The sequence below is a fragment of the Nesterenkonia sp. CL21 genome (assembly GCF_031705515.1).
In the GTDB taxonomy this organism is placed as follows: Bacteria; Actinomycetota; Actinomycetes; order Actinomycetales; family Micrococcaceae; genus Nesterenkonia; species Nesterenkonia aethiopica.
Genome location: NZ_JAUTWR010000001.1, coordinates 479,037 through 503,017 on the forward strand (window position 1 = coordinate 479,037; position 23,981 = coordinate 503,017).

The 23,981-nt window shown below is 69.2% G+C and carries 19 protein-coding genes; 18 read left to right on the plus strand and 1 reads right to left on the minus strand.

The features are described 5' to 3' along the window. Positions 1-84 precede the first annotated feature (84 nt). From Q7C18_RS02105 to nrdR, 18 genes are all read left to right on the plus strand, one after another. A complete protein-coding gene (locus Q7C18_RS02105) occupies positions 85-1,797 on the plus strand; it encodes a UDP-N-acetylmuramoyl-L-alanyl-D-glutamate--2,6-diaminopimelate ligase (RefSeq protein ID WP_311023919.1) in 1,713 nt (570 codons plus the stop codon). 90 nt (positions 1,798-1,887) lie between these two features. Continuing rightward, positions 1,888-3,354: a UDP-N-acetylmuramoyl-tripeptide--D-alanyl-D-alanine ligase gene (murF, locus tag Q7C18_RS02110; RefSeq protein ID WP_311023920.1), complete on the plus strand. Its 1,467-nt coding sequence runs from the start codon at positions 1,888-1,890 to the stop codon at positions 3,352-3,354. Next, positions 3,348-4,454 (plus strand): phospho-N-acetylmuramoyl-pentapeptide-transferase, encoded by a 1,107-nt coding sequence (mraY, locus tag Q7C18_RS02115; protein ID WP_311023921.1) that lies wholly within the window; start codon positions 3,348-3,350, stop codon positions 4,452-4,454. Before murF ends, mraY begins: the two co-directional genes overlap by 7 nt. 74 nt (positions 4,455-4,528) lie before the next feature. Continuing rightward, positions 4,529-6,157 (plus strand): UDP-N-acetylmuramoyl-L-alanine--D-glutamate ligase, encoded by a 1,629-nt coding sequence (gene murD, locus Q7C18_RS02120; protein ID WP_311024428.1) that lies wholly within the window; start codon positions 4,529-4,531, stop codon positions 6,155-6,157. A 28-nt stretch (positions 6,158-6,185) separates the two neighbouring features. After that, positions 6,186-7,919, plus strand: coding sequence for a putative lipid II flippase FtsW (ftsW, locus tag Q7C18_RS02125; RefSeq protein ID WP_311023923.1), 1,734 nt, complete (start codon positions 6,186-6,188; stop codon positions 7,917-7,919). Then, positions 7,916-9,022: an undecaprenyldiphospho-muramoylpentapeptide beta-N-acetylglucosaminyltransferase gene (gene murG / locus Q7C18_RS02130; protein WP_311023924.1), complete on the plus strand. Its 1,107-nt coding sequence runs from the start codon at positions 7,916-7,918 to the stop codon at positions 9,020-9,022. Before ftsW ends, murG begins: the two co-directional genes overlap by 4 nt. After that, positions 9,019-10,560 carry a UDP-N-acetylmuramate--L-alanine ligase gene (gene murC / locus Q7C18_RS02135; RefSeq protein WP_311023925.1) on the plus strand — a complete coding sequence of 514 codons (1,542 nt, stop codon included), beginning with the start codon at positions 9,019-9,021 and terminating at the stop codon, positions 10,558-10,560. The genes murG and murC overlap by 4 nt, the downstream gene beginning before the upstream one ends. Before the next feature lie 68 nt (positions 10,561-10,628). Next, positions 10,629-11,660 (plus strand): FtsQ-type POTRA domain-containing protein, encoded by a 1,032-nt coding sequence (locus Q7C18_RS02140; protein WP_311023926.1) that lies wholly within the window; start codon positions 10,629-10,631, stop codon positions 11,658-11,660. A gap of 407 nt (positions 11,661-12,067) precedes the next feature. Further along, complete coding sequence (gene ftsZ, locus Q7C18_RS02145) at positions 12,068-13,351, plus strand: cell division protein FtsZ (protein WP_311023927.1); 1,284 nt, start codon at positions 12,068-12,070, stop codon at positions 13,349-13,351. Between the two features lie 28 nt (positions 13,352-13,379). After that, on the plus strand, positions 13,380-14,132 hold the full coding sequence (locus Q7C18_RS02150) for a polyphenol oxidase family protein (RefSeq protein ID WP_311023929.1): 753 nt from the start codon (positions 13,380-13,382) through the stop codon (positions 14,130-14,132). A gap of 41 nt (positions 14,133-14,173) precedes the next feature. Continuing rightward, on the plus strand, positions 14,174-14,989 hold the full coding sequence (locus Q7C18_RS02155; RefSeq protein ID WP_311023931.1) for a YggS family pyridoxal phosphate enzyme: 816 nt from the start codon (positions 14,174-14,176) through the stop codon (positions 14,987-14,989). Positions 14,990-15,094: 105 nt separating this feature from the next. After that, positions 15,095-15,799: a cell division protein SepF gene (locus Q7C18_RS02160; protein WP_070162386.1), complete on the plus strand. Its 705-nt coding sequence runs from the start codon at positions 15,095-15,097 to the stop codon at positions 15,797-15,799. 87 nt (positions 15,800-15,886) lie between these two features. Then, entirely contained in the window at positions 15,887-16,180 is a 294-nt protein-coding gene (locus tag Q7C18_RS02165) for a YggT family protein (RefSeq protein ID WP_070162384.1), read from the plus strand. Positions 16,181-16,358: 178 nt separating this feature from the next. After that, positions 16,359-17,429: a DivIVA domain-containing protein gene (locus Q7C18_RS02170; RefSeq protein WP_311023934.1), complete on the plus strand. Its 1,071-nt coding sequence runs from the start codon at positions 16,359-16,361 to the stop codon at positions 17,427-17,429. A gap of 20 nt (positions 17,430-17,449) precedes the next feature. Further along, the gene (lspA, locus tag Q7C18_RS02175) at positions 17,450-18,025 is read left to right on the plus strand and encodes a signal peptidase II (protein ID WP_083277781.1); all 576 of its coding nucleotides are present in this window, start codon (positions 17,450-17,452) and stop codon (positions 18,023-18,025) included. Continuing rightward, entirely contained in the window at positions 18,022-18,978 is a 957-nt protein-coding gene (locus Q7C18_RS02180; RefSeq protein ID WP_311023936.1) for an RluA family pseudouridine synthase, read from the plus strand. The genes lspA and Q7C18_RS02180 overlap by 4 nt, the downstream gene beginning before the upstream one ends. A 2-nt stretch (positions 18,979-18,980) precedes the next feature. Next, entirely contained in the window at positions 18,981-22,511 is a 3,531-nt protein-coding gene (gene dnaE, locus Q7C18_RS02185) for a DNA polymerase III subunit alpha (protein ID WP_311023938.1), read from the plus strand. Positions 22,512-22,625: 114 nt separating this feature from the next. Beyond that, positions 22,626-23,129: a transcriptional regulator NrdR gene (nrdR, locus tag Q7C18_RS02190; RefSeq protein ID WP_070162374.1), complete on the plus strand. Its 504-nt coding sequence runs from the start codon at positions 22,626-22,628 to the stop codon at positions 23,127-23,129. Positions 23,130-23,241: 112 nt separating this feature from the next. Here the strand turns inward: nrdR and rpe are convergent, their stop codons facing one another. Continuing rightward, a complete protein-coding gene (rpe, locus tag Q7C18_RS02195) occupies positions 23,242-23,919 on the minus strand; it encodes a ribulose-phosphate 3-epimerase (RefSeq protein ID WP_311024429.1) in 678 nt (225 codons plus the stop codon). Positions 23,920-23,981 lie beyond the last annotated feature (62 nt).

Here is a 23,981-nt window from a genome sequence, read left to right on the forward strand (position 1 = left end):
TGATACAACTTTCAACGGTCCGGCCCACAGGCGGAACCACCCCTCATCCCCCATGATCATCGACCGACCGGAACGAGAGGCCCGATGCCCAGCTCACACACCCCGCTCTCCGTCGCGGAGCAGGACAGCGTGTTCAGGCCCCGCCACGTGGCGGGAACCACGGTGGGTCGACTGGCCGAGGAGCTTCAGGCGACGGGCCATGAGCCGCTGCTGACTCCGGTGGGTCGGCGCGAGCACGAGACGCTGCTCACGGGTGCGGCGATGAATCCCCACGCCGTGGGGGAAGGTGACCTCTTCGTCGCCGTCAGCGGCGCCCGCGCCCACGGCGCGGACTTCATCCGTCAGGCGGTGGAGGCCGGGGCGACGGCCGTGCTGACCGACGCCGCCGGCGCGGACAAGGTGCGTGAGCAGGTCGGGTATCGGCTCCCGGTGCTGCAGGTGGAGGACGTCCGCCAGGCCGCGGGCCCCGCCGCCGCGGTGATCTACGGAAACACGCAGGACTCGGGGCCGTCCCTGTTCGGTGTGACCGGAACGAACGGGAAGACCACCACCACGTACTTCCTGCGCTCCCTGCTCGATACGCTGCACGGGAGGCGAGGACGGCGCACCGGGCTGATCGGCACCATCGAGATCAGTGCTGGCCAGGAGACGATCCCCTCGCAGCTGACCACGCCGGAGGCGGTGCAGCTGCACAGCCTCATGGCGCTCTTCCGGGAGCGTGACGTCGCCGCGGCCGCCATGGAGGTCTCCTCCCATGCGATCAGCTATCGGCGCACGGCGGGGCTCCACTACGACGTCGCCGGCTTCACGAACCTCACCCAGGACCACCTGGACCTGCACGGGTCCATGGAGGAGTATTTCGCCACCAAGGCCGAGCTGTTCACCCGCCGCAGGACGAGGACGTCCGTGATCACGGTGGACGACCCGTGGGGCCATCAGATGGCCTCGGTGGCCACCGGCCGGGTCGTCACCCTGGCCACGGCGGGCCAGGCCGCGGAGGTGGACTGGGAGGTGGTCGACGTCGCGCCCGACGGCATGGGGCATCGCTTCACCCTCCATCACGCCCGCAGCGGGGCCCGCATCAGAACCCGTACCGGCCTGCCGGGACTCTTCAACGTCTCCAACGCCGCACTGGCGGCTGTCATGGTCCTTGAGGCTCCGGATGTGCCCTTCACCCGCGAGGAGGTCGTCGACGCCCTTGAATCGGACCCGTTCACCATCTCCGTGCCGGGCCGGATGCAGGTCATCTGCGAGTCGCCGGCGGCGATCGTGGACTTCGCCCACAACCCGGATGCGATGATCCGCACCCTTGACGCAGTGGCCGCCACGAAGGGGGAGGGCCGGATCATTCTGGTCATCGGCGCCGCGGGGGATCGGGACCGTTCGAAGCGTCCCACCATGGGTGCGATCGCCGTCCGCATGGCCGATCATGTCATCGTCAGTGACGACGACCCCCACGGCGAGGACCCGGCACAGATCCGGGACGACGTCATGGCGGGGGCCCGTGAGGCCGTGGAGTCCGGTGGGCTGACCACTGGTCTGGAGGAGATCTGGCCGCGGGCCGAGGCGATCGAACGGGCCGTGGCCTCGGCGTCGCCGCGGGACACGGTGATCCTGGCCGGGCGCGGCCATGAGATCCACCAGGACTTCGACGGCGACCACCGACCGATCGACGATCGCGTCGAGCTCCGCGAGGCGCTGCTGCGCCATGGTCACCGGCCTCTGGAGATCCAGGACAGCACGGTCCAGGACAGCACGCCGTCCGGCCGTGCCCACGCGCCGGACGACGCCGGCTGAGCCCGCCCGCCGCCCGCGGCGCCTTCCGGGCGCGGTGGGCGCGCTTTCGACCTGACCGCCACGACCCCCACAGATCGGACCCGAGACAGCATGATCGAGCTCTCTGCGGCGGAGATCGCCGAGATCACCACCGGCCGCCTCGTCGGCATCGACGACCCGCAGGCGGTGATCGCCTCGGCGGCAGACACCGATTCACGCGCCATGGAGCCCGGCGCCCTGTTCATCGCCAAGCCGGGCGAGACCACCGACGGTCATCTCTTCATCGATGCTGCCCTCGCCGCCGGCGCGGTGCTGGTGCTGGCCGAGCGAGAGACGACTGACCCTCACGGCCGGACCCACCCTGCGGTCATCGTCGACGACGTCGTTGCGGCGATGGGCCGGCTCGCCGCGGAGATCGTCCGCCGGATCCGCGCGCATTCGCCGACCACCGTCATCGGCATCACCGGATCGGCGGGCAAGACCACCACCAAGGACCTGCTCAAGGGGATCCTCGAGGAGGAGGGGCCCACCGTCGCCCCGCAGGGCTCCTACAACGGCGAAGTGGGTGTGCCCCTGACGGTGTTCACCGCCTCGCTGGACACTCGGCACCTCGTCGTGGAGATGGGGGCCGACGGCCCAGGGAACATTCGGTATCTGGCGCAGATGGTGCGTCCCGACATCGGGGTGGTCCTGATGGTCGGTTCGGCCCATGCCGGCAAGTTCGGCGGGGCCGACCGGATCGCGGAGGTCAAGCAGGAGCTGGTGGAGGAGGTCGGCCCCGAGGGGACGGTCGTGCTCAACGACGACGACGCCCAGGTGCGCCGGATGGCCGACGCGTCCTCCGCGCCGGTCACCTGGTTCTCCTCCGACTCGATGGATGCGCTGCCGGGGGCGGTGACAGCACGGGACGTCCGCCTGGACGAGGAGGGGCACCCCCATCTGACCTTGGCCTTCGGTGAGGAGGTCCACGAGCTCGCCAGCGGACTGACCGGCGTCCACCACGTGACCAACATCTTGGCCGCCGCCGCGGCCGCCCGTGCGGCGGGCGTGGCCCCTGCGAGCATCGCGGCCCGTCTTGAGGGCCGGGGCCCGGGGAGCCGGTGGCGCATGGAGCGCACCGAGCGGCCCGACGGCGTGACCGTCATCAACGATGCCTACAACGCCAACCCGGAGTCGATGCGCGAGGCGCTGCGCACTCTGGCGATGATCACCCGACCTACGGGTCGACGGTCCGTGGCCGTGCTCGGCGCCATGTTGGAGCTGGGTGAGGAATCGATCATCCGCCACACGCAGCTCGGGGAGACGGTGGTCCGGCTCAACATCGATCGCACCCTGGTGGTCGGCGAGGAGGCCTATCCGCTCTACCGGGGGGCCGTTGCGGAGGGAAGCTGGGGCTCCGAGGTCCACTGGGTGGCCACGGTCGAGGAGGCCGAGGCCCATCTGGACCAGGAGCTGAGCGCCGGGGACGTCGTGTTGTTCAAGTCGTCGAACAGTGCAGGACTTAGACTGCTGGGAGACCGGATCGCCGCGAAGGGGTCCGCGGACGTCGACGGCGGGAAGGCAGGTGGCTCGTGGTAGCAGTGGTGATCGGCTCTGTGCTGGGCCTTGTCCTGACTCTTCTGGGCACCCCCTTGTTCATCCGGCTGCTGGTCAAGCGCGGCTACGGACAGTTCATCCGCGACGACGGCCCGACGTCCCACCACGTCAAGCGCGGCACTCCCACCATGGGCGGTGCGGTGATCCTGATCGCGGTGGTCGTCGCCTACTTCCTGGCGCACCTGTTCATGCTGCTCACTCGGGAGCAGACGTCGGGGCCCAGCGCCTCAGGGCTGCTGCTGCTCCTGCTGATGGTCGGCATGGGACTGGTGGGCTTCGCGGACGACTTCGCGAAGATCTCCCGGAAGCAGTCCCTGGGGCTGACTCCCTGGGCCAAGATCACCGGCCAAGGCGTGGTGGGCGTGCTGTTCGCCGTCCTGGCCCTGAACTTCCCGGACCACCGGGGCATCACGCCCGGGTCCACGGCGATCTCCTTCGTGCGGGAGACGGTGATCGATCTGGCCTTCGCCGGCCCGGTGCTCGGGGCGATCCTGTTCGTCATCTGGGCGAACCTCATCGCCACCGCCACCACCAACGGGGTGAACCTCACAGATGGGCTGGACGGCCTGGCCGCCGGTGCGACGGCGATGGTCACGGCGGCCTATACGATCATGTCGATCTGGCAGTCCAACCAGACCTGCGGTGCTGTGCGCGCCGTGGACAGCGTGTGCTACCAGGTCCGCGACCCCATGGACATGGCGCTGCTCGCCGGGATCATCACGGGCGCCCTGATCGGGTTCCTGTGGTGGAACACTTCTCCGGCGAAGATCTTCATGGGCGACACGGGATCGCTGGCACTGGGCGGCGCTCTCGCCGCCTTCGCGATCCTGACCCACACGCAGCTGCTCTTCATCATCCTGGGCGGGCTGTTCGTGCTCATCACCCTCTCGGTGATCATCCAGGTGGGCTATTTCAAGATCTCCGGCGGGCGACGGGTGTTCCTGATGGCGCCGCTGCAGCACCACTTCGAGCTCAAGGGCTGGGCGGAGGTGACCGTGGTGGTCCGCTTCTGGATCGTCGGGGCACTGGCGGTCGGCCTGGGCCTGGCAGTGTTCTACGGAGAGTGGGTGCTCACCCAGTGAGCGTCGGGCAGGACAGCGCGCACGGCGCCCCGGACGGCGACGACCGCCGACGCCCGACGGTGCGACCGGACCTCATGGGCTGGGACGCTCCGTGGGAGGGTCTGCGGGTCGTGGTCACCGGCCTGGGCGTCTCCGGGTTCGCCGCGGCGGACACCCTCGTCGAGCTGGGCGCACAGGTCGTCGTCGTCGACGGCGGCACGGCGGAGAAGCAGCGGCGCGATGCGCAGACCCTCGAGATCGTCGGGGTCGCCGAGGTGCTGCTCGGCCCGGAGCACACCGCGGCGCTGCCGACGGTGGCCGGTGAGCCTGCCCAGCTGGTGGTGACCTCTCCGGGCTGGCGCCCTGATGCGTCGATCATCGCGGAGGCCTCCACGGCTGGGATCCCGGTCTGGTCCGAGGTCGAGCTCGCCTGGCGCCTGGGTCCGCGGCCCGGTGCGCGGACGCCGGAGTGGCTGGTCCTGACCGGCACCAACGGCAAGACCACCACTGTCGGGCTCCTCGAGTCCATGCTGCGGGCGGACGGTCGCCGGGCGGTCGCCTGTGGCAATGTGGGCATGCCGGTGCTGGATGCGATCCGCGATCCTGAGGGCTTCGACGCGCTGGCCGTGGAGCTCTCCAGCTTCCAGCTCCACTACACCGAGCTTCTGGACCCGGCGGCCTCCGCCGTGCTGAACCTCGCTCCTGACCATGTCGACTGGCATGGGGGATTCGAGGGCTACCGCGCGGACAAGGCTCGGATCTACGAGAACACGCGGGTGGCGTGCGTCTACAACGTCGATGATCCCGTCACGGAGGAGATGGTCGCCGACGCGGACGTCCAGGAGGGCTGCCGCGCGGTCGGCTTCACGACGGGCACCCCGGGGCTCTCGATGCTGGGGATGGTGGAGGATGTGCTGGTGGACCGTGCCTTCCTGGTCGAACGTCGTCACCAGGCTCTGGAGATCGGCCAGCTCGCCGACTTCGGCCCGGTGGCCCCGCAGCACCTGGTGGCCAATGCGTTGGCCGCTGCGGCCTTGGCGCGTGCCGGAGGCGTCTCGCCGGATGCGGTCCGGGAGGGCATCCGGGCCTATGAACCCGGCCAGCACCGCATCCAGCCGGTGGCGAAGTCCCAGGACGTGCTGTGGATCAATGACACCAAGGCGACGAACCCGCATGCTGCGGCAGCCTCCCTGCTCAGCTTCCAGGACGTCGTCTGGATCGCTGGGGGACTGCCCAAGGGAGTCGTCTACGACGACCTCGTGGCACAGGCGGCCTCCCGCCTCCGACACGTCATCCTGGTGGGTACAGACTCCTCCCAGCTGAGGTCCAGCCTGGCACGACACGCGCCGGGCGTGCCGGTGGTCGGTGGCCGTGTGGGTGATGATGGAGGCGCACCGCTGAGCCTGCTGGAGCGCCGCCTGGCGGGTGCCGACGGCGCCGAGGCGATGCGTGCGGCTGTGGAGACGGCCGCGGACGTCGCCGAACCCGAGCAGACGGTCCTCCTCGCCCCGGCCGCGGCGTCGATGGACCAGTTCGACTCCTACGGCGACCGGGGGGATGCCTTCATCGCCGCGGTGGCCGAGCTGATGGAGCGGCGATCCGCGCAGGGGACCTCGGAGCCCGGCCACGGACCGGCCGATCCCGGGCCCGCAGACATGAAGCCCGCAGACACGGAGCCTGCAGAGGGCGAGGAGCAGCCGCTGCGGCGGGCAGAAGACCGCTGAGCACAGCACCACCGATCAGGAGGACGGAATGGACGACCGACGACCGCGTCTCCCATCCGTCAGACGGTTCGCGCCGGAGGAAGGGTCGCATGGCTCATCCTCCGCGCCGGGGGCGCCCCGTGAGGCGGACGAGAGCGGTGTCGAGGAGTCGGGAGCACAGGCCCCGGCCCTGGGCACCCCGGCACGTGATGAGGCCGATACGACGACGGGGGCGGGCGAGACGCCCAGCCCCGAGGAGCTGCGCAGTCGGCTGCGGCTCGTCGAGGCCGGCCCGCCGGATCCGGCGGGTACGGCCGACTCTGCCGACCCTGCCGACCCTGCAGGGCCTGTCGGCTCGGCAGCGTCCAGCGATGCCGCCGGCCAGGCATCCGGAGAGCCTGGCAGCTGGAAGGCCGAGCGCGCCTCCCGCTGGTCTGCTCGGATCAGTCGCTTCTGGGGTTTCATGGAGGGTGGCAGCGCCCACACCAACTTCTGGCTCGTTCTGGGATCCACGCTGGCCCTGACCGCCATCGGACTGACGATGGTGCTGTCCTCCTCGTCGGTCGACGCCTTCGGCGAGTCCGGCAGTTCGTTCACCCTGTTCACTCGGCAGGCGATGTGGGCCGTCGGTGGGCTGTTGGGAATGCTGGTGATCTCCCGGCTCCCGGACCGATCCCTCGGTCTGCTGGGATGGGTGCTGATGATCCTCTCCGGCATCCTGCTGGCGCTGGTGGTCTTCACTCCGTTGGGCCACGAGGTCAACGGGTCGCGGAACTGGATCCGCATCGGCTCGATCGGCGGTCAGCCCTCCGAGCTGGCGAAGCTGGCGCTCGTGCTGTGGGGCGCGGCCGTGCTGACCCGCAAGGGCCGACTGGTCCGCCGGTTCGTCCATTGGGCGATGCCTCTGGTGCTGCCCGGCACCCTGTCCATCCTGCTGCTCGTGCTGCTCGGCGGAGATCTCGGCACCAGCCTGATCATCCTGCTGATGGTCGGCACGCTGCTGTTCACCGTGGGCGTGTCCTGGCGCTACTTCGTCGTGACCGCGGCCTCGGCGGTCATCGCCGTGCTGCTGCTGGCCTGGACCAGCGCCAACCGACTGTTCCGCATCCAGGCGTGGTTGGGGATGAACTGCGACCATGCGTCCGACCCCTGCCATCAGTCGCAGCAGGGGATCTACGCGCTCGCCACCGGCGGCTTCTGGGGTGTGGGGCTCGGCCAGTCCCGGCAGAAGTGGCACTACATCCCCGAGGTGGAGAACGACTTCATCCTCACGGTGCTCGGCGAGGAGCTGGGACTGTTGGGCACGCTGGTCGTGCTGCTGCTCTTCGGCGCGCTGATCGTCGGGATCTTCCGCATCGCCGCCAACAGCGACGACCGTTTCGCTCGCCTGGCCTGCATGGGCATCGCTGCCTGGCTGGTGGGCCAGGCCTTCATCAACATCGGCATGGTCACGGGGCTGCTTCCCGTCATCGGTGTGCCGCTGCCGTTCATCTCCTATGGCGGGTCGGCGCTGACCTGTGCCCTGCTGGCGGTCGGCGTGGTGCTGAACTTCGCCCACCGGCGTCGGCGGCAGGAACGTGCCCAGGATCCTGCCGATCCGAGGGAGGCCGCCCCTGCGGACGTCGCGACGTCCGCGGAGGGACCCGCCCCGGCGCCTTCGGCACCGGCCCGCGCGCCCCGCGGCGCTCCCCCTTCCGTGAGTCTCCCCACCGCACACCGTCGGCGCCCGGCGAGGATCCGCCTCGGCGCCGGCGACGACAGGAAGAAGGCCGACACACCATGAGCACTCTGTCCGTGGTCCTGGCCGGCGGCGGCACCGCCGGCCACGTCTCACCGATGATCGCGATCGCCCACGCCGTCGGGCGCCTCGCTCCCGAGGCGGAGGTGTCGATGATCGGCACCGAGACCGGGCTGGAGACCCGCCTGGTCCCGGAGGCGGGCTTCTCGCTGGACACGATCGAGAAGGTCCCCATGCCGCGTCGACCGTCGCGGGACATGCTGCGCTTCCCCGGACGCTTCCGGGCAGCGATCGACGACGCCGCAGAGATCCTCACCCGGCGCGGGGCCGACGTCGTGATCGGCGTCGGCGGCTACGTCTGCACCCCCGTCTATCTGGCCGCGCGCCGGATCGGCGTGCCGATCATCGTGCATGAGGCCAATGCCAGGCCTGGGCTGGCCAACCGCCTGGGCTCTCGGGTGGCGGCGTTCATCGGCGTGGCGTTCGAGGGCACTCCCTTGAAGGGGGCGCAGTGGGTGGGGATGCCCATGTCCCGGGGGATCTCTCAGTTGGACCGCACCGCCGCCCGCGCCTCGGCCCGTGAGGATCTGGGCTTGGAGCCGGATCGGACGACGCTGGTGGTGACCGGGGGGTCCTCCGGGGCTGCCTCGGTCAACCGGGCCGTGGCGGAGTCGCTGGATGACCTGCTGGCCACGGGAGCACAGGTGCTGCACCTGACCGGCCGGGACAAGGCTGTGCTCGGCGACGACGGTTCCCCGGTCCGCCGGGAGGGGTACCATCAGCGCGAGTACCTGGACGGCATGCAGCGGGCCTATGCCGCCGCCGACCTCATCATCGCCCGGTCCGGTGCCGCGAGCGTGTGCGAGATCGCCGCCGTGCGGCTGCCCGCTGTGTTCGTGCCGCTGCCGATCGGCAACGGGGAGCAGGAGCTCAACGCGAGGGAGCTGGTCGACGCCGGCGGCGCCCTGCTGGTCAAAGACGAGCACCTGACCAGGGAGTGGCTCGGCCGCAATGTGGTGCCTCTGCTGGAGGATCCGCGACTGCTGCGGACCATGGAGGGCCACGCCGCAGAACGCGGCATCACTGACGCCGACGATCGTATGGCGCAGGCGGCGCTCAACGCCGCCCGCCGGGAGGGACAGGCATGACCACCGCCACCGGCTCCGAGCCGAGCCCCGCCGGGGAGCCCGGCCGCGACCCGCTGACCCCGGCCCAGCTGGGGCGGGTGCATCTGCTGGGACTCGCCGGGGTGGGGGTCTCTGCCGTGGCACGCCTGCTGCAGGCGGCAGGAGTGCCCATCTCCGGCACTGACGGCAAGGAGCTGCCGGTCCTGGACGAGTTCCGTGCTGCCGGAGCGCCTGTCCGGGTCGGCTACCGGGCTGAGAACCTGTCCTCGGTGGAGGAGGAGACGGGGGAGCCGATCACCACGATCATCGCCTCCTCCATCGCGACGGCCGGAAACCCGGAACATGACGAGGCGGTGCGCCGCGGTCTGCGGGTCCTTCACCGTTCCGAGGGGCTTGCCGCCGTCATGTCGGGCCGCCGTTCCGTCGCGGTGGCGGGCACGCACGGCAAGACCACCACCTCCTCCATGACGACGGTGCTGCTCGAACAGGCCGGTCTCGAGCCCAGCTTCGCCGTGGGGGCGACGGTCGCCGGCCTCGGTGTCAACGCCGCCGCCGGCGGCGGGGAGTGGTTCGTGGCCGAAGCCGACGAATCGGACGGCTCGTTGCTGAACTATCGGCCCGAGGTGGCGGTCATCACCAATGTGGAGGCTGATCACCTCGATCACCACGGCACAGCCGAGGCGGTGCACCAGGTCTTCGTCGACTTCACCGAGCGCATCCTCGACGGCGGCGAGCTCATCATCTGCCAGGACGACGACGGGGCACGGCGCCTGCTGGCAGAGGTCAGCCCGGCACTGGCCAGGCGTGGCGTCACGGTCACCACCTACGGCTCCTCCGCGGAGGCGGACCTGCGCCTGGGGGAGCACATCGAAGCGGCCGTCGGCGCCCTGGGCCAGCGGTTCGTCGTCACGCGGGCCGGGAACGGTGAGGACTCCGGGGTGACCGCGGGCACGTCGGGGGTGCCGGAGCACCGGGAGAGCGCCGAGGTGCAGCTGGCCGTCCCAGGCCGTCACAATGCGCTGAACGCCCTCGCGGCCCTGGCCGTCGGCCTGCGGGCGGGCCTGGATCTGCACGAGGGCGCCCAGGCGCTCGAGCACTTCCAAGGGGCGGCCCGCCGTTTCGACCACCGGGGCGAGCACCGGGGTGTGCGCGTCTATGACGACTATGCCCACCATCCCACCGAGGTGGCCGCCGTGCTCGCCGCCGCCCGTTCCGCGGTGGGGGAGCACGGGCAGGTCCACGCGGTCTTCCAGCCGCACCTGTTCAGCCGGACGAGTCTCTTCGCCGAGGAGTTCGCCGAAGCCCTGGCCGCGGCCGACACGGTCGCCGTGCTGGAGATCTATCCTGCCCGGGAGGAGCCGCTGCCGGGAGTCACCTCGGGGCTCATCGCTGACCCGCTCTTCGCTCGGGACGACGCTCCACGGGGTGCCCGGATGGGCCGGGAGGACGCGGTGCGGGCGGTGGCCGACGCGGCCCGTTCCGGCGACATCGTCCTCACGCTCGGGGCGGGGGACGTGACCGCCCTGGGGCCGGACCTCGTGGAGGCTCTGCGCGGATGAGCCCCCGCCCACCGCGCCCACCGCGCCGACCTCGTCGACCGACGAGGGCCGCGGCGAGGCCCCCGTCGGTGGACGGGGACGCCGGCGCCGAGCCGCCACAGGACGACGTCTTCCAGGAGGCCCCTGCGCAGGAGACCGCCTCACGGGTCGCCGAGAGCGGCCCGGCAGGGGCCGGGCCCACCGAGGGGGACGTCGTCGTGCCTCTCGAGACCGAGATGCCGCGCCGATCACGGCGCACTGCCGAGGAGGTCTTCGAGGACCCCGGTGACGCGCCTCCGCAACGATCGAGCAGTCGCCCGGTCGCGGGGCCTCCCTCCGAGTCACAGGACTGGCACCTCGACGAGGACGACGACGCCGAGCCGCTGCCCTTCCCCGAGCCCGAGGTGGTCAGCACCCGTCGTCGCCGACGTCGTCGCCTCGGGTGGACGATAGGACTGGTCGGGGTCCTCGTCGCCGTGGTCGGGGTGCTGTACTTCTCGCCGCTGCTGACGATCCATCACATCCAGGTGGAGCGCAACGATCTGCTCACCGAGTCCCGCGCCCAGGAGCTTCTTCAGCCGCTGTACGGCAGACCGCTGCCACAGGTGGGCAACGCCCAGGTCCAGGAGCTGCTCGCCGAGGAACCGGTGGTGGACGACGTCGTGGTCCAAGGGGAGCTCCCGGACACGCTGACGGTGGAGATCATCGAGCATCCGCCGGTGGCGGAGGTCCTCGACGGCGACGAGCTGCAGTTCTACAACGAGCACGGCGAGGTGATCCGCACCTTCGCGGATCCGGAGGACCCCGAGGCGGACGACCACGCGACGCCGCGGATCAGCGAGGAGGCCGCCCTGCGGGACGACGCCGTGTTCAGCACCATCGTGGCCGTGCTGGGGGAGCTGCCGGCCAGCGCGCGCGAGGCCATGGACTCCGCGACGGCGGACTCGATCGACTCGGTCCGGCTGATCCTGGACGACGGCAGGACCGTCGTCTGGGGAGGAGCCGAGCGCGGCGCTGAGAAGGCCGTCGTCCTGGAAGCCATCCTGGCCTCCGAGGCCGAGGACTTCACGGAGGTCGACACGATCGACATCTCCACTCCGGACACGCCCGTGACGCGGTGAACTCGCCCGTCAGGGCTCCGTGGCGCGCCGCCGCGCCGGATGGTCGGGCGGTGTCCAGGCGGCGCCGGTAGAGTGGCGGGCAGAACAACCTTCGAGCCAGGTCGAACGTTCGCGGGATGCCTAAGGTTCAAGTGCAACTTGAACGTTGCCGAGGGTTGTGGACCAGCAGAAGAATGTCATGAGCACGGAGGCTCCCGTCTGCTCGACGAGCGCAGCGACGTCAGGGCTTCCCGAGCACCGGCCCGGTGTGACCGCGAACCATACCGGTCCGGCCGGGAAGTCCGACGGGTCAGCCGGAACAGCCCAGGCGGTTTCGGTGGATGGACAGTGAGGAGTCGCGCAGCGACTCAGCGGGCGACGGGGGTCTCCGTGCCCATGACGTGAGAGACGAGCAAGGGACACACAACGTGGCAACACCGAACAACTACCTGGCCGTGATCAAGGTCGTCGGCATCGGTGGAGGCGGAGTCAACGCCGTCAACCGGATGATCGAGGTGGGCCTGCGGGGCGTCGAGTTCATCGCCATCAACACCGACGCCCAGGCACTGCTGATGAGCGACGCCGATGTGAAGCTCGACGTCGGCCGCGAGCTGACGCGAGGTCTCGGCGCCGGCGCCAACCCGGAGGTCGGCCGACAGGCCGCCGAGGACCACGCCCAGGAGATCGAAGAGGTGCTCACGGGTGCTGACATGGTCTTCGTGACCGCCGGCGAGGGCGGTGGGACCGGCACCGGCGGTGCGCCCGTCGTCGCGCGCATCGCGCGCTCCCTGGGTGCGCTGACCATCGGTGTGGTGACCCGTCCGTTCACGTTCGAAGGCCGCCGCCGGGCGTCCTCGGCCGAAACCGGCATCGAGGCGCTGCGCGACGAGGTCGACACCCTCATCGTCATCCCCAACGATCGTCTCCTCTCGATCTCCGACAAGAACGTCTCGGTCCTCGACGCCTTCCGCTCGGCGGACCAGGTGCTGCTCTCCGGTGTCCAGGGCATCACCGACCTGATCACCACCCCGGGTCTGATCAACCTCGACTTCGCCGACGTCAAGTCCGTGATGCAGGGCGCCGGATCGGCACTGATGGGCATCGGCTCGGCCAACGGCGAGGACCGTGCGGTCAAGGCCGCTGAGCTGGCGATCGCCTCGCCGCTGCTCGAGGCCTCCATCGACGGCGCCCACGGCGTGCTCCTGTCCATCCAGGGCGGCAGCGACCTGGGTCTGTTCGAGATCAACGAGGCCGCCCGTCTCGTGCAGGAGGTCGCCCATCCCGAGGCGAACATCATCTTCGGCGCGGTCATCGACGATGCGCTCGGCGACGAGGCTCGCGTCACGGTGATCGCCGCAGGCTTCGACCAGGTCGACGCCACCTCGGCTCCTGCTCAGGCTCCTGCTCAGGCGGCGCCGCAGGCGTCCGCTCCGCAGGCGCCGCGGGCCGCGTCCCCGGCACCCGCGCAGCGTCCCGCCCCGGCGACCGTTCCGGGGACGGTCCCCGTCTCCGGAAACTCCGTGCCCGGGACCGTGCCCGTCCAGCAGCCCTCCCACGCCGCTCCGCAGCACCACGGCGGCGAGCACGACACCGCGCCGGTCCAGCGCCAGGCGCATCAGGGCCAGGAGGAGCAGGACATCCCGGACATCGTGGAGTCGGACTACACCGGCAGCCGCAGCGATGATCTGGACGTGCCCGACTTCCTGAAGTGACGACCCGTCGATGACGGAGGCTGGCGGCGTGGACTCGCTGTACTGGTGGCATGACACAGCCGCCGGAGGCGACGTCCACGTCGCCTTCACGTCTGTCAGGGCCGGCAATCTGGCCCGACACGTGGGCGATGAGGACGCCGAACAGATCGAGGTCCGCCGTCGCGCGTTGCAGCAGCGCATGGGTGTGGAACCGGGGACCCTCCGGTTCCTGGATCAGGTGCACTCGGCCACGGTGCTCGACGCCTCGGCACATCCTGCCTCTCCGGGCGCCGCACCGACCGGCGACGCCTGGTTCTCCCGGGCCGGCGCCGAGCCCCTGGCCATCATGGTCGCCGACTGCCTGCCGGTGCTGATGGTCGGCCGCACGGCGTCGGGCGGGACGTCCAGGGCCCCTGGCGGCGAGGCCCTGGTGACGGCCGCGGCGCATGCGGGCCGTGCCGGGCTCCTGGACGGAGTGCTGGAGAACACGGTGGCGGCGCTGCACGAGCATGGCGCCGAACGGATCCAGGCCTGGATCGGTCCGGGAGCCTGCGGCTCCTGCTACGAGGTGCCTGCCGCCATGCGGGACGAGCTGGCCGTGCGCAGGCCCGCGATCGCCTCCGAGACGACCTGGGGGACACCTGCTCTGGATCTTCGCTCCGAGGCGGAGGAAGTGCTGCGCGGCCGCGGCGTGGAGGTCCGCCAGCTGGCCGGCTGCACCATCGAGGACGACACGCTGTTCTCCCATCGGCGTGCACCGGGCGAGGGTCGGTTCGCGGGCCTCGTCTGGCGCGCACGCTGAGCCACCGGGCATCCGCACCGTCCCTGACCTAGAGTGGAGGGGTGGAACTGCACAGCACCTCATCGCCCGAGCTGGAGGACGACCGCACCGAGGAGCTCCGGGAACGGCTCGACGCCGTCCGAGCGCGCATCGATCGGGCCGTGGCGCTGGTCGGCCGGCGTGAACGCCCGGAGCTGATCGTGGTCACCAAGTTCTTCCCCGCCGAGGATGTCCTGCGGCTGCTGCATCTGGGCGTCACGGATGTGGGGGAGAACCGGGACCAGGAGGCCTCGGCCAAGGCGGACGCGGTGGATCGGCTCATCGCCGCCCACACCGCGGCCCATCCAGACCGGCCGCTCGCCCCACCGCGCTGGCACTTCATCGGTCAGCTGCAGTCCAACAAGGCCCGATCGGTCCTGCGCTACGCCTCCAGCGTCCACTCTGTGGATCGCTCCTCGCTGCTCAAGGCACTGCGACGTGCCGCGGCCGGCAGTGCCGAGTCTCAGGAGGCGGGGGCGCCGGCAGCAGGGCGGGCCCGTGAGGTCGACTGTCTCATCCAGGTGGATCTGCGCACCGAGATCCCCTCGGACGCTCGAGGCGGAGCACGGCCGGAGCAGATCGCGCAGCTCGCCGATTCGGTGCAGGCGGCAGAGGGCCTGCGGCTGGCGGGGCTCATGGCCGTGGCGCCGCTGGACGAGCCGCCCGGCCCGGCGTTCGCCAGACTCGCCGAACTGTCCGCGGAGCTGCGCACGGTGCATCCGGAGGCAGTCATGGTCTCAGCGGGAATGAGCAATGACCTGGAGGAGGCCGTGGCGCACGGCGCGACACACCTGCGCATCGGACGGGATGTCCTCGGGAACCGCCCGGCGCCGCGATAGTGTCGGAGACGCGCAGTGACAACCCCAGGACCTCCCGCCCTGCGTGCGATTCCTGCTCGAATCGAGCGGGGCGACGGAGGTCCCGACCTTCCCAGGAGTGACCTCATGGCCGGTGCATTCAAGAAGACCATGATCTACCTCGGCCTGGCCGACGGAGACGAGTACGAAGACGAGCGCGCACGCGCCGAGGAGCGTCCCGCGGCGCGTGCTGAGGCCCCCGCTCCGCGCCAGGGATCCGCCGCGTCGCGGGCTCCCGAGCCCAGTGCCTCATCGCTCCGCACCGGGCCTGTGGCGGCCGTCCCGGCCTCGAGCACCTCGCGGGGGTCCGAGGTCGTCTCGATCGATGCGGCGGCACACGGTGCAGGTGCGGCGAGCAGCGCACGGAACGTCGAGGCGCGGGGAGCCGCCGAGCAGGGGGACTCCTCCGCCTACAACAGCTCCAGCCTCGCGGTGGATCCCGAGTACCGTGCTCCGGTGACCCCCATCAAGCGTGCCCCCTCCTCCCGGGATGAGAGTTCCGCCATGCGTCGAATCACCACCGTCCACCCGCGCTCCTACAACGATGCTAAGGTCATCGGTGAGTCCTTCCGCGACAGCATCCCGGTGATCATGAACGTCACCGATATGGGGGAGGCGGAGGCCAAGCGACTGGTCGACTTCTCTGCAGGCCTCGTCTTCGGCCTGGGCGGGTCGATCGAGCGTGTGACGAACAAGGTCTTTCTGCTGACCCCCAAGAACGTGGAGGTCCTCGCCGAGGAGCGCGCGGCCGGCGATTCGCCGTCGTCCGCGCAGTTCTTCAACCAGAGCTGAGCCTCCGGGGCTGACACGAGGTCCTGCGGGGCATCTGCCCGAGCCCTGACATGACACCGACACTGATCAGAGGAACGACGCCGAACCGTGGACCTCATCGCCGCTCCGATCTATCTGCTGCTGACCGTCTACCAGCTGGCCCTGGTGATTCGGATCATCTTCGACATCACCCAGCAGTATGCGCGCCAGTGGCGCCCCAAGGGCCTGGCACTGGCAGTGGCCATGGCGGTCTATGCGGTCACCGACCCGCCGATCCGCTGGCTCCAGAAGCGCATCCCGCCGCTGAATCTCGGCGGAATCGCCCTGGACATGGGATTCATCATCGTCTTCCTGGGGGTCGTCATCGCCAAGATGGTCGTGCGCGGCATCGGCATGGCCTGATCAGGTCCTTCTCCGGTCCAGCTCCAAGCCTCGCTTGAAGGTTGAGGTCGAACCCCAGGCCGCGGACCGGGTATTCTGTCCGGTGACCGCTCGACATCCCCAGGACGCTGTAGGTCTGCGGGCCGACGATGGGCACCGCGCCTTCACGCTGAACCGCTTCTCGACGAGGTGACACTGCATGGCCCTGACTCCCGACGACCTCCTGAACAAGGAGTTCCCGGAGACCAAGTTCCGTCCCGGCTACGAAAAGGACGCTGTCGACGACTTCCTCGATGACGTCGTCGTCGAGTTCCGTCGCCTGATCCAGGAGAACGAGGATCTCAAGGCCCAGGTCGCGGCCCTCGAGGAGCAGCTCGAGGAGCACCCCGCGAACCTCGAGCCCGACGAGCTCAAGGACGCCGGCCTGTCCGGCTACGCCGGCACCGCCGCCGAGGTCACCGGGACGTTCGCACCGATCACCGAGGACTCTGACGCGGAGGCGGAGGTCGAGCCGGAGGCCTCCGAGGAGACCGACGCGCCGGAGTCGGAGGAGCAGCCTGAGGCTCCGTCCGCCCAGGACAGCGCCGTCACGGCGTATCCGGAGTACCCGCTGGGCACCCGGCCGGCCCAGCCGGCGCCTGAGGTGCAGACCGTCGACGAGTCCGGCGCTGACGCCGATGGTGTGGCCTCCACCGCCACCGGCGTGCTCGCGATGGCTCAGAAGCTGCACGATCAGTACGTCGCTGAGGGTGAGCAGACCCGCGCGGCCTACATCGCCGAGGGTGAACAGACCCGGGCGGCCTACATCGCCGAGGGCGAACAGACTCGCGCGGCGTACATCTCTGAGGGCGAGGAGACCCGGGCGGCGTACATCTCCGAGGGTGAGACCACCCGCGAGCAGTACATCACTGAGGGTGAGCAGACGCGGGCGGCCTACATCTCCGAGGGTGAGACCACCCGGGACCAGTACATCGCCGAGGGTGAGAAGACCCGGGCCGAGTACATCGCCGAGGCTGAGCGCAAGCGTGCGGAGATCGTGACCGAGGCGGAGACCCGCGCGGAGAACATGATCGAAGAGGCGGAGCTCACCTCATCCCGGACCCTGGCTGTCCTGGAGCGTAAGAAGGCCGACCTGGAGACCAAGGTCAGCGAGCTCACCAGCTTCGAGCGCGACTACCGAGCACGTCTGAAGGACTACATCGAGGGCCAGCTCGCGGATCTCAACAGCCGCGGCTCCATCGAGAAGGAAGCCACCGGCGCCGAGCTGTGAGCACCGGTCAGCTCCCTCCTGTGTCGACGCCCTCCTCCGCAGAAGGCCCGTCCCGCCGGGCGGCGGTCCTGACGGCCGCCGCCGTGGCCGTCCTGGCCTGGTCCACCGATCAGCTCACCAAATGGTGGGTCGAGTCGACCATGACACTGGGCGAGCAGATCGACGTGCTTCCGCCGGTGCTCTACTGGCGGTACCACCTCAATCCCGGCGCCGCCTTCTCCCTGGGCACCGACCACACCTGGTTCTTCACCCTGGTGATGTCCGGCGTGCTGCTGTTCGTCCTCTGGCACTCCCGCAGGCTTGGGGGATCGTGGCTGTGGGCGCTCGGCCTGGGAGGCCTCGCCGGAGGAGTGGCGGGGAACCTCACGGACCGACTCTTCCGGCCGCCCGGCTTCGGACACGGTGAGGTCGTCGACTTCATCGCCGTGCCGAACTTCGCGATCTTCAACGTCGCGGATTCGTTCATCGTCTGCTCCATGATCGGCATCTGCGCGATGCTGGTCTTCGGCCTCGACATCGACGGGACGCGCGAGGGGAAGGCCCGCGACGCTGAGGAGCAGGCCGACGGCGGCGAACCGGAGGAGGATCCCCGATGACCGGCCTCGAGGAGTCGTCGACGGTGCTCGTCGAGGTCTCTTCGGACCGTGACGGATCCCGTGCGGACGCCGTGCTCGCCGAACGTTTCGGCATCTCCCGCACGGAGGCGGCCGGCTGGCTCGCGTCCGGGGCGGCGGTCCACGCGGACGGGCGGCGCACGGGCCGTCCGGTGAAGAAATCCGAGAAGCTGCCGGCGGGCACGTCGCTCCAGGTGACGGTGCCCGTGCGGAACGACCCCCTGGAGGTGGTGGAGGACGTCGTGGAGGATCTTCACGTGCTGCACCATGACGATGACATCGTCGTCGTCGACAAGCCCGTGGGCGTGGCTGCTCACCCGTCGCCCGGCTGGACCGGGCCCACCGTGATCGGCGGCCTGCTCGCCCTGGGGGTCGAGATCTCCACCTCAGGCGCCCAGGAGCGCCGGGGCATCGTGCACCGGCTCGACGTCGGGACCTCCGGGATCATGGTCGTGGCGAAGACCGAACGGGCCTACAGCGTGCTCAAGGACGCCTTCCGCACCCGGACCCCCAGCAAGACCTATCACGCCCTCGTGCAGGGGCTGCCAGACCCGGTCGACGGCACCATCGACGCGCCCATCGGTCGGCATCCCGGGCACGAGTGGCGCTTCGCCGTCATCGAGGACGGGCGAGACTCCCGCACGCACTACCGGCTGCTCGAGGCCTATGGCCGGGCCAGCCTGGTGGAGGTCTCACTGGAGACGGGGAGGACGCATCAGATCCGTGTGCACTTCTCCGCCCTGGGGCACCCCTGCGCGGGTGACCTGACCTATGGCGCGGATCCGACCCTGGCGGCCCGACTGGGGCTGACCCGTCAGTGGCTGCACGCCTATGAGCTCGGCTTCACCCATCCCGCCTCGGGCGACTGGGTGAGCTTCCGCTCCGAGTATCCTCAGGACCTCGTGGAGGCCCTGCGCATCATCGAGGAGGTCTGACGATGTCCGGAGACTTCGTCCATCTGCACAACCACACCGAGTACTCGATGCTCGACGGCGCCGCGAAGATCGGAGAGCTCTTCGAGGAGACCCAGCGTCTGGGCATGCCGGCGGTGGCCACCACGGACCATGGATTCCTCTTCGGGGCCTATGAGTTCTGGAAGACCGCGCAGCAGTACGATGTCAAACCCATCATCGGCCTGGAGGCGTATCTGACGCCGGGCACGCACCGGTCCGAGCGTCGTCGGGTGAAGTGGGGCGACGGTGTGGCAGGGGAGAAGGACGTCTCCGGCGGCGGTGCCTATACCCACATGACCATGTGGGCCGAGGACACCCGGGGAATGCACAACCTCTTCCGGATGGGCTCCCTGGCCTCCATCGAGGGCTACTACTTCAAGCCGCGCATGGACCGGGAGATCCTCGAGACCTACGGCAAGGGCATCATCGCCACCACCGGCTGTCCGTCCGGGGAGATCCAGACCCGTCTGCACCTGGGGCAGTACGAGGAGGCCAAGCGGGCCGCCGGTGACTTCCAGGACATCTTCGGCAAGGAGAACTTCTACTGCGAGCTGATGGACCACGGGCTCGAGATCGAGCGAAAGGTCAAGGCGGATCTGCTCAAGCTGGCCAAGGAGATGAACCTCCCGCTGGTGGCCACCAACGACCTCCACTACACCCACCAGCATGACCACAAGGCCCACGGCGCGCTGCTGTGCGTGCAGTCGAACTCGACCCTGGACGATCCGAACCGGTTCAAGTTCGACTCCGAGGAGTTCTACCTGAAGTCGGCGGCGGAGATGCGGCATCTCTTCCGCGACTTCCCGGAGGCCTGCGACAACACGTTGGCGATCGCGGAGCGTTGCCAGGTGGAGTTCAACGAGTCGGCCTCCTACATGCCCCGCTTCCCCGTCCCGGAGGGTGAGACCGAGGAGTCCTGGTTCGTCCAGGAGGTGGAGAAGGGGCTTGCCTACCGCTTCCCCCAGGGAGTGCCGGACGAGGTTCGGAAGCAGGCCGAGTATGAGATCGGGATCATCACCCAGATGGGCTTCCCCGGCTACTTCCTGGTGGTCGCCGACTTCATCAACTGGGCCAAGGAGAACGGCATCCGCGTGGGGCCGGGCCGCGGCTCCGGCGCGGGATCGATGGTCGCCTACGCGATGCGCATCACCGACCTGGACCCGCTGCAGCACGGACTGATCTTCGAGCGCTTCCTCAACCCGGACCGTGTGTCCATGCCTGACTTCGACGTCGACTTCGACGACCGTCGTCGAGGCGAGGTCATCGACTACGTGGTGCGCAAGTACGGCGACGAGCGCGTCGCTATGATCGTCACCTACGGCACCATCAAGTCCAAGCAGGCGCTGAAGGACTCGGCCCGCGTGATGGGTGAGCCGTTCTCCACCGGCGACCAGCTCACGAAGAAGATGCCGCCGGACGCCATGGGCAAGCCCATGCCGCTGTCGCAGATCTATGACGAGAACTCGCTCCGCTACTCCGAGGCTGTGGAGATGCGGGAGTTCCTGGACTCCGATCCGCGGATGAAGGAGATCTTCGACCTCGCGTCGGGCCTGGAGGGTCTGAAGCGCCAGTGGGGGGTCCACGCGGCCGGGGTGATCATGTCCTCGGATCCGCTGATCGACATCATCCCGCTGATGAAGCGTGAGCAGGACGGCGCGATCATCACCCAGTTCGACTATCCGATCTGCGAGTCGCTGGGTCTGATCAAGATGGACTTCCTGGGTCTGCGGAACCTGACGATCATCTCCGACGCCCTGGAGAACATCAGGAACAACAAAGGCATCGACGTCGACCTGGAGACCCTCGACCTGGACGACCGGCCGGCCTATGACCTGCTGGCCCGGGGGGACACGCTGGGCGTGTTCCAGCTCGACGGCGGAGGCATGCGCTCCCTGCTGCGGCTGATGCGGCCGGACAACTTTGAGGACATCTCCGCGGCGCTGGCGCTGTATCGTCCGGGGCCCATGGGCGCGAACTCGCATACGAACTACGCGCTGCGCAAGAACGGCCAGCAGGAGGTCAGCCCGATCCATGCGGAGCTCGAGGAGCCGCTGGAGGACATCCTCGACACCACCTACGGCCTGATCATCTACCAGGAGCAGGTCATGGCCATCGCCCAGCGGGTGGCGGGCTATTCGCTGGGACAGGCCGACATCCTGCGTCGCGTGATGGGCAAGAAGAAGAAGGCCGAGCTGGACAAGCAGCAGGTCGGCTTCTTCGAAGGGATGAAGGAGAGCGGCTATTCGGAGGCGGCGGCCCAGGCCCTGTGGGACATCCTGCTGCCCTTCTCCGACTATGCGTTCAACAAGGCGCACACCGCCGCCTATGGGCTGGTCGCGTACTGGACCGCCTATCTGAAGGCAAACTATCCGGCAGAGTATCTGGCGGCCCTGCTCACCTCGGTGGGGGAGAACCGGGACAAGCTGGCCCTGTACCTGGCCGAGTGCCGCCGCATGGGCATCACAGTGACGCCGCCCAGCGTGAACGAGTCGGCGCTGACGTTCACCCCGGTCGGGGATGACATGATCCGCTTCGGCATGGGTGCGGTCCGCAATGTGGGCGCCAACGTCGTCGCCGGTCTGGTGGACGCCCGCCAGGAGAAGGGCGCCTACGAATCGTTCGCAGACTTCCTGCAGAAGGTTCCGCTGCACGTGTGCAACAAGCGCACGGTGGAGTCCATGATCAAGGCTGGAGCGTTCGACGAGCTCGGGGACACGAGGCGGGCTCTGGTCTCGGTGCATGAGCAGGCCATCGACCAGTCCATCGGGCAGAAGAAGAAGGAGGCCGAGAACCAGTTCGACCTCTTCGCCGACGCCGATGTGGACCTGGGCGACTCGGTGAAGGTCACGGTGCCCGACCTGCCCGAGTGGGACAAGAAGGACAAGCTGGCCTTCGAACGGGAGATGCTGGGACTCTATGTCTCCGACCACCCGCTGCAGGGCCTGGAGCGGGTCCTGGCCCAGCATGCGGACCGCTCGATCTCCTCGCTGCTGAGCGAGGAGGGTCCCCCGGACGGGGCGACGGTGACGATCGCGGGCATGATCACCACGTTGCAGCGACGCATCGCGAAGTCGTCGGGGAACCCCTATGCGAAGGTCGAGGTGGAGGACCTGGCCGGGTCGATCGAGGTCATGTTCTTCGGCAAGGCGTATCAGCCGATCTCGACGGTGCTCGCCGAGGACCTGGTGGTCGCCATCAAGGGTCGGCTGCAGCGGCGCGACGATGGCTCGGTGTCGATCTCCGCCCAGGAGATGATCGTCCCGGAGCTCGACGGCGAGGCCAACAGCGGACCGGTGGTGCTCACCGTGCCCAGCCAGCGAGCCAACGAGAAGGTCGTCACCCAGCTCGGCGAGGTGCTGCAGCGGCATCGCGGCGGCAACGAGGTGCATGTCCAGCTGCTCTCAGGCGACAAGGTGGAGGTCATGCGTCTGGGTCCGCAGTACCAGGTGACGCCGTCGCCGTCGCTGTACGGGGACCTGAAAGTCCTGCTGGGACCGAGCTGCCTGAACGGCTGAGGCACTACATCTTGTGGTGAATGATTTTGTCCGCTCTACATGTTGTGGATACAATCATGGCATCACAGGTCGTGGTCCGGTGCCCCACGATGAGGACGAGAGGAGGGTGCCGAGATGTTCTGTCCGTACTGTCGGCATGACTCCTCGCGAGTCGTGGACTCGCGCATGCTCGAGGACGGCTCCGGCATCCGCCGTCGGCGGCAGTGTCCCCAGTGCTCCAAGCGGTTCACCACCATGGAGACGACCTCCCTCAACGTGATCAAGCGCTCTGGCGCCGCTGAGCCGTTCGACCGCTCGAAGGTCATCAATGGTGTGCGCAAGGCCTGCCAGGGCCGCCCGGTCTCCAGCGATGACCTGGCCGTCCTCGCCCAGGAGGTGGAGGAGGCGGTCCGCGCCTCGGGCAATGCCGAGGTGGACGCCAACGACGTCGGCCTGGCGATTCTGGGACCGCTGCGCAAGCTCGACGTGGTCGCCTATCTGCGTTTCGCCTCCGTCTACCGGGGCTTCGACAACCTCGATGACTTCGAGGAGGCCATCGGGGAGCTGCGCCGCGAGGAGCTGCACCCGGTCGGAGGCGACCACACCACGGTGGTGCAGCCGCGCTTCGGTTTCCGCTAGACTTCCAGATGTACCGGCGGTGCTCTCTTCAGGGGAAGGTTGAGAGCACCGCCGGTTCTGTCATCTCCGGGCCTGTTCCGGGCCGTGAGGCCCGACTGTGTGTCGGCCCCTCTCAGCGGGCCAGCAGCGCCCGCAGGTCGGCGATCGCGGCGTCGGGATCCTCAGCGGAATAGACCGCCGAGCCGGCCACGAAGGTGTCGGCGCCCGCGTCCGCGGCACGCAGGATGGTCTCGGCGTTGATGCCGCCGTCGACCTGGATGGCGATCTCCCCGCCGAGGTCGTCGACCGCACGGCGGGCCCGTCGGATCTTGGGCAGCACCAGATCCAGGAACGCCTGGCCCCCGAAGCCGGGTTCCACCGTCATCATCAACAGCATGTCCAGCTCGCCGAGCATGTCCAGGTAGGGTTCGATCCCGGTGGCCGGCTTGAGCGCCATCGCCGCCTGGGCCTGCTGGGCGTGCAGCTCCCGGGCCAGGCGGACCGGGGCCTTCGCCGCCTCCGCGTGGAAGGTCACCGACTCGCAGCCCAGCTCCGCGTACTGCGGAGCCCAGATGTCGGGGTCCTCGATCATCAGGTGGATGTCCAGGGGCAGGTCGGTGGTCTTCCGGATCGACTCCACCACCGGCAGCCCGAGGGTGAGGTTCGGGACGAAGTGGTTGTCCATGACGTCCACATGCACGGCGTCTGCGGTGCTGATCCGGGAGATCTCCCGTGCGAGGTTCGCGAAGTCCGCGTTGAGGATGCTCGGGTGGATGCAGGGGGAGCGTCGGTGCTGGGCGTCGGCCGCCAGGTCGGCAGCAGGGTCGGCAGCAGGGCTGGCAGCAGGGTCGGCAGGAGTGTTCACGGGTCTGA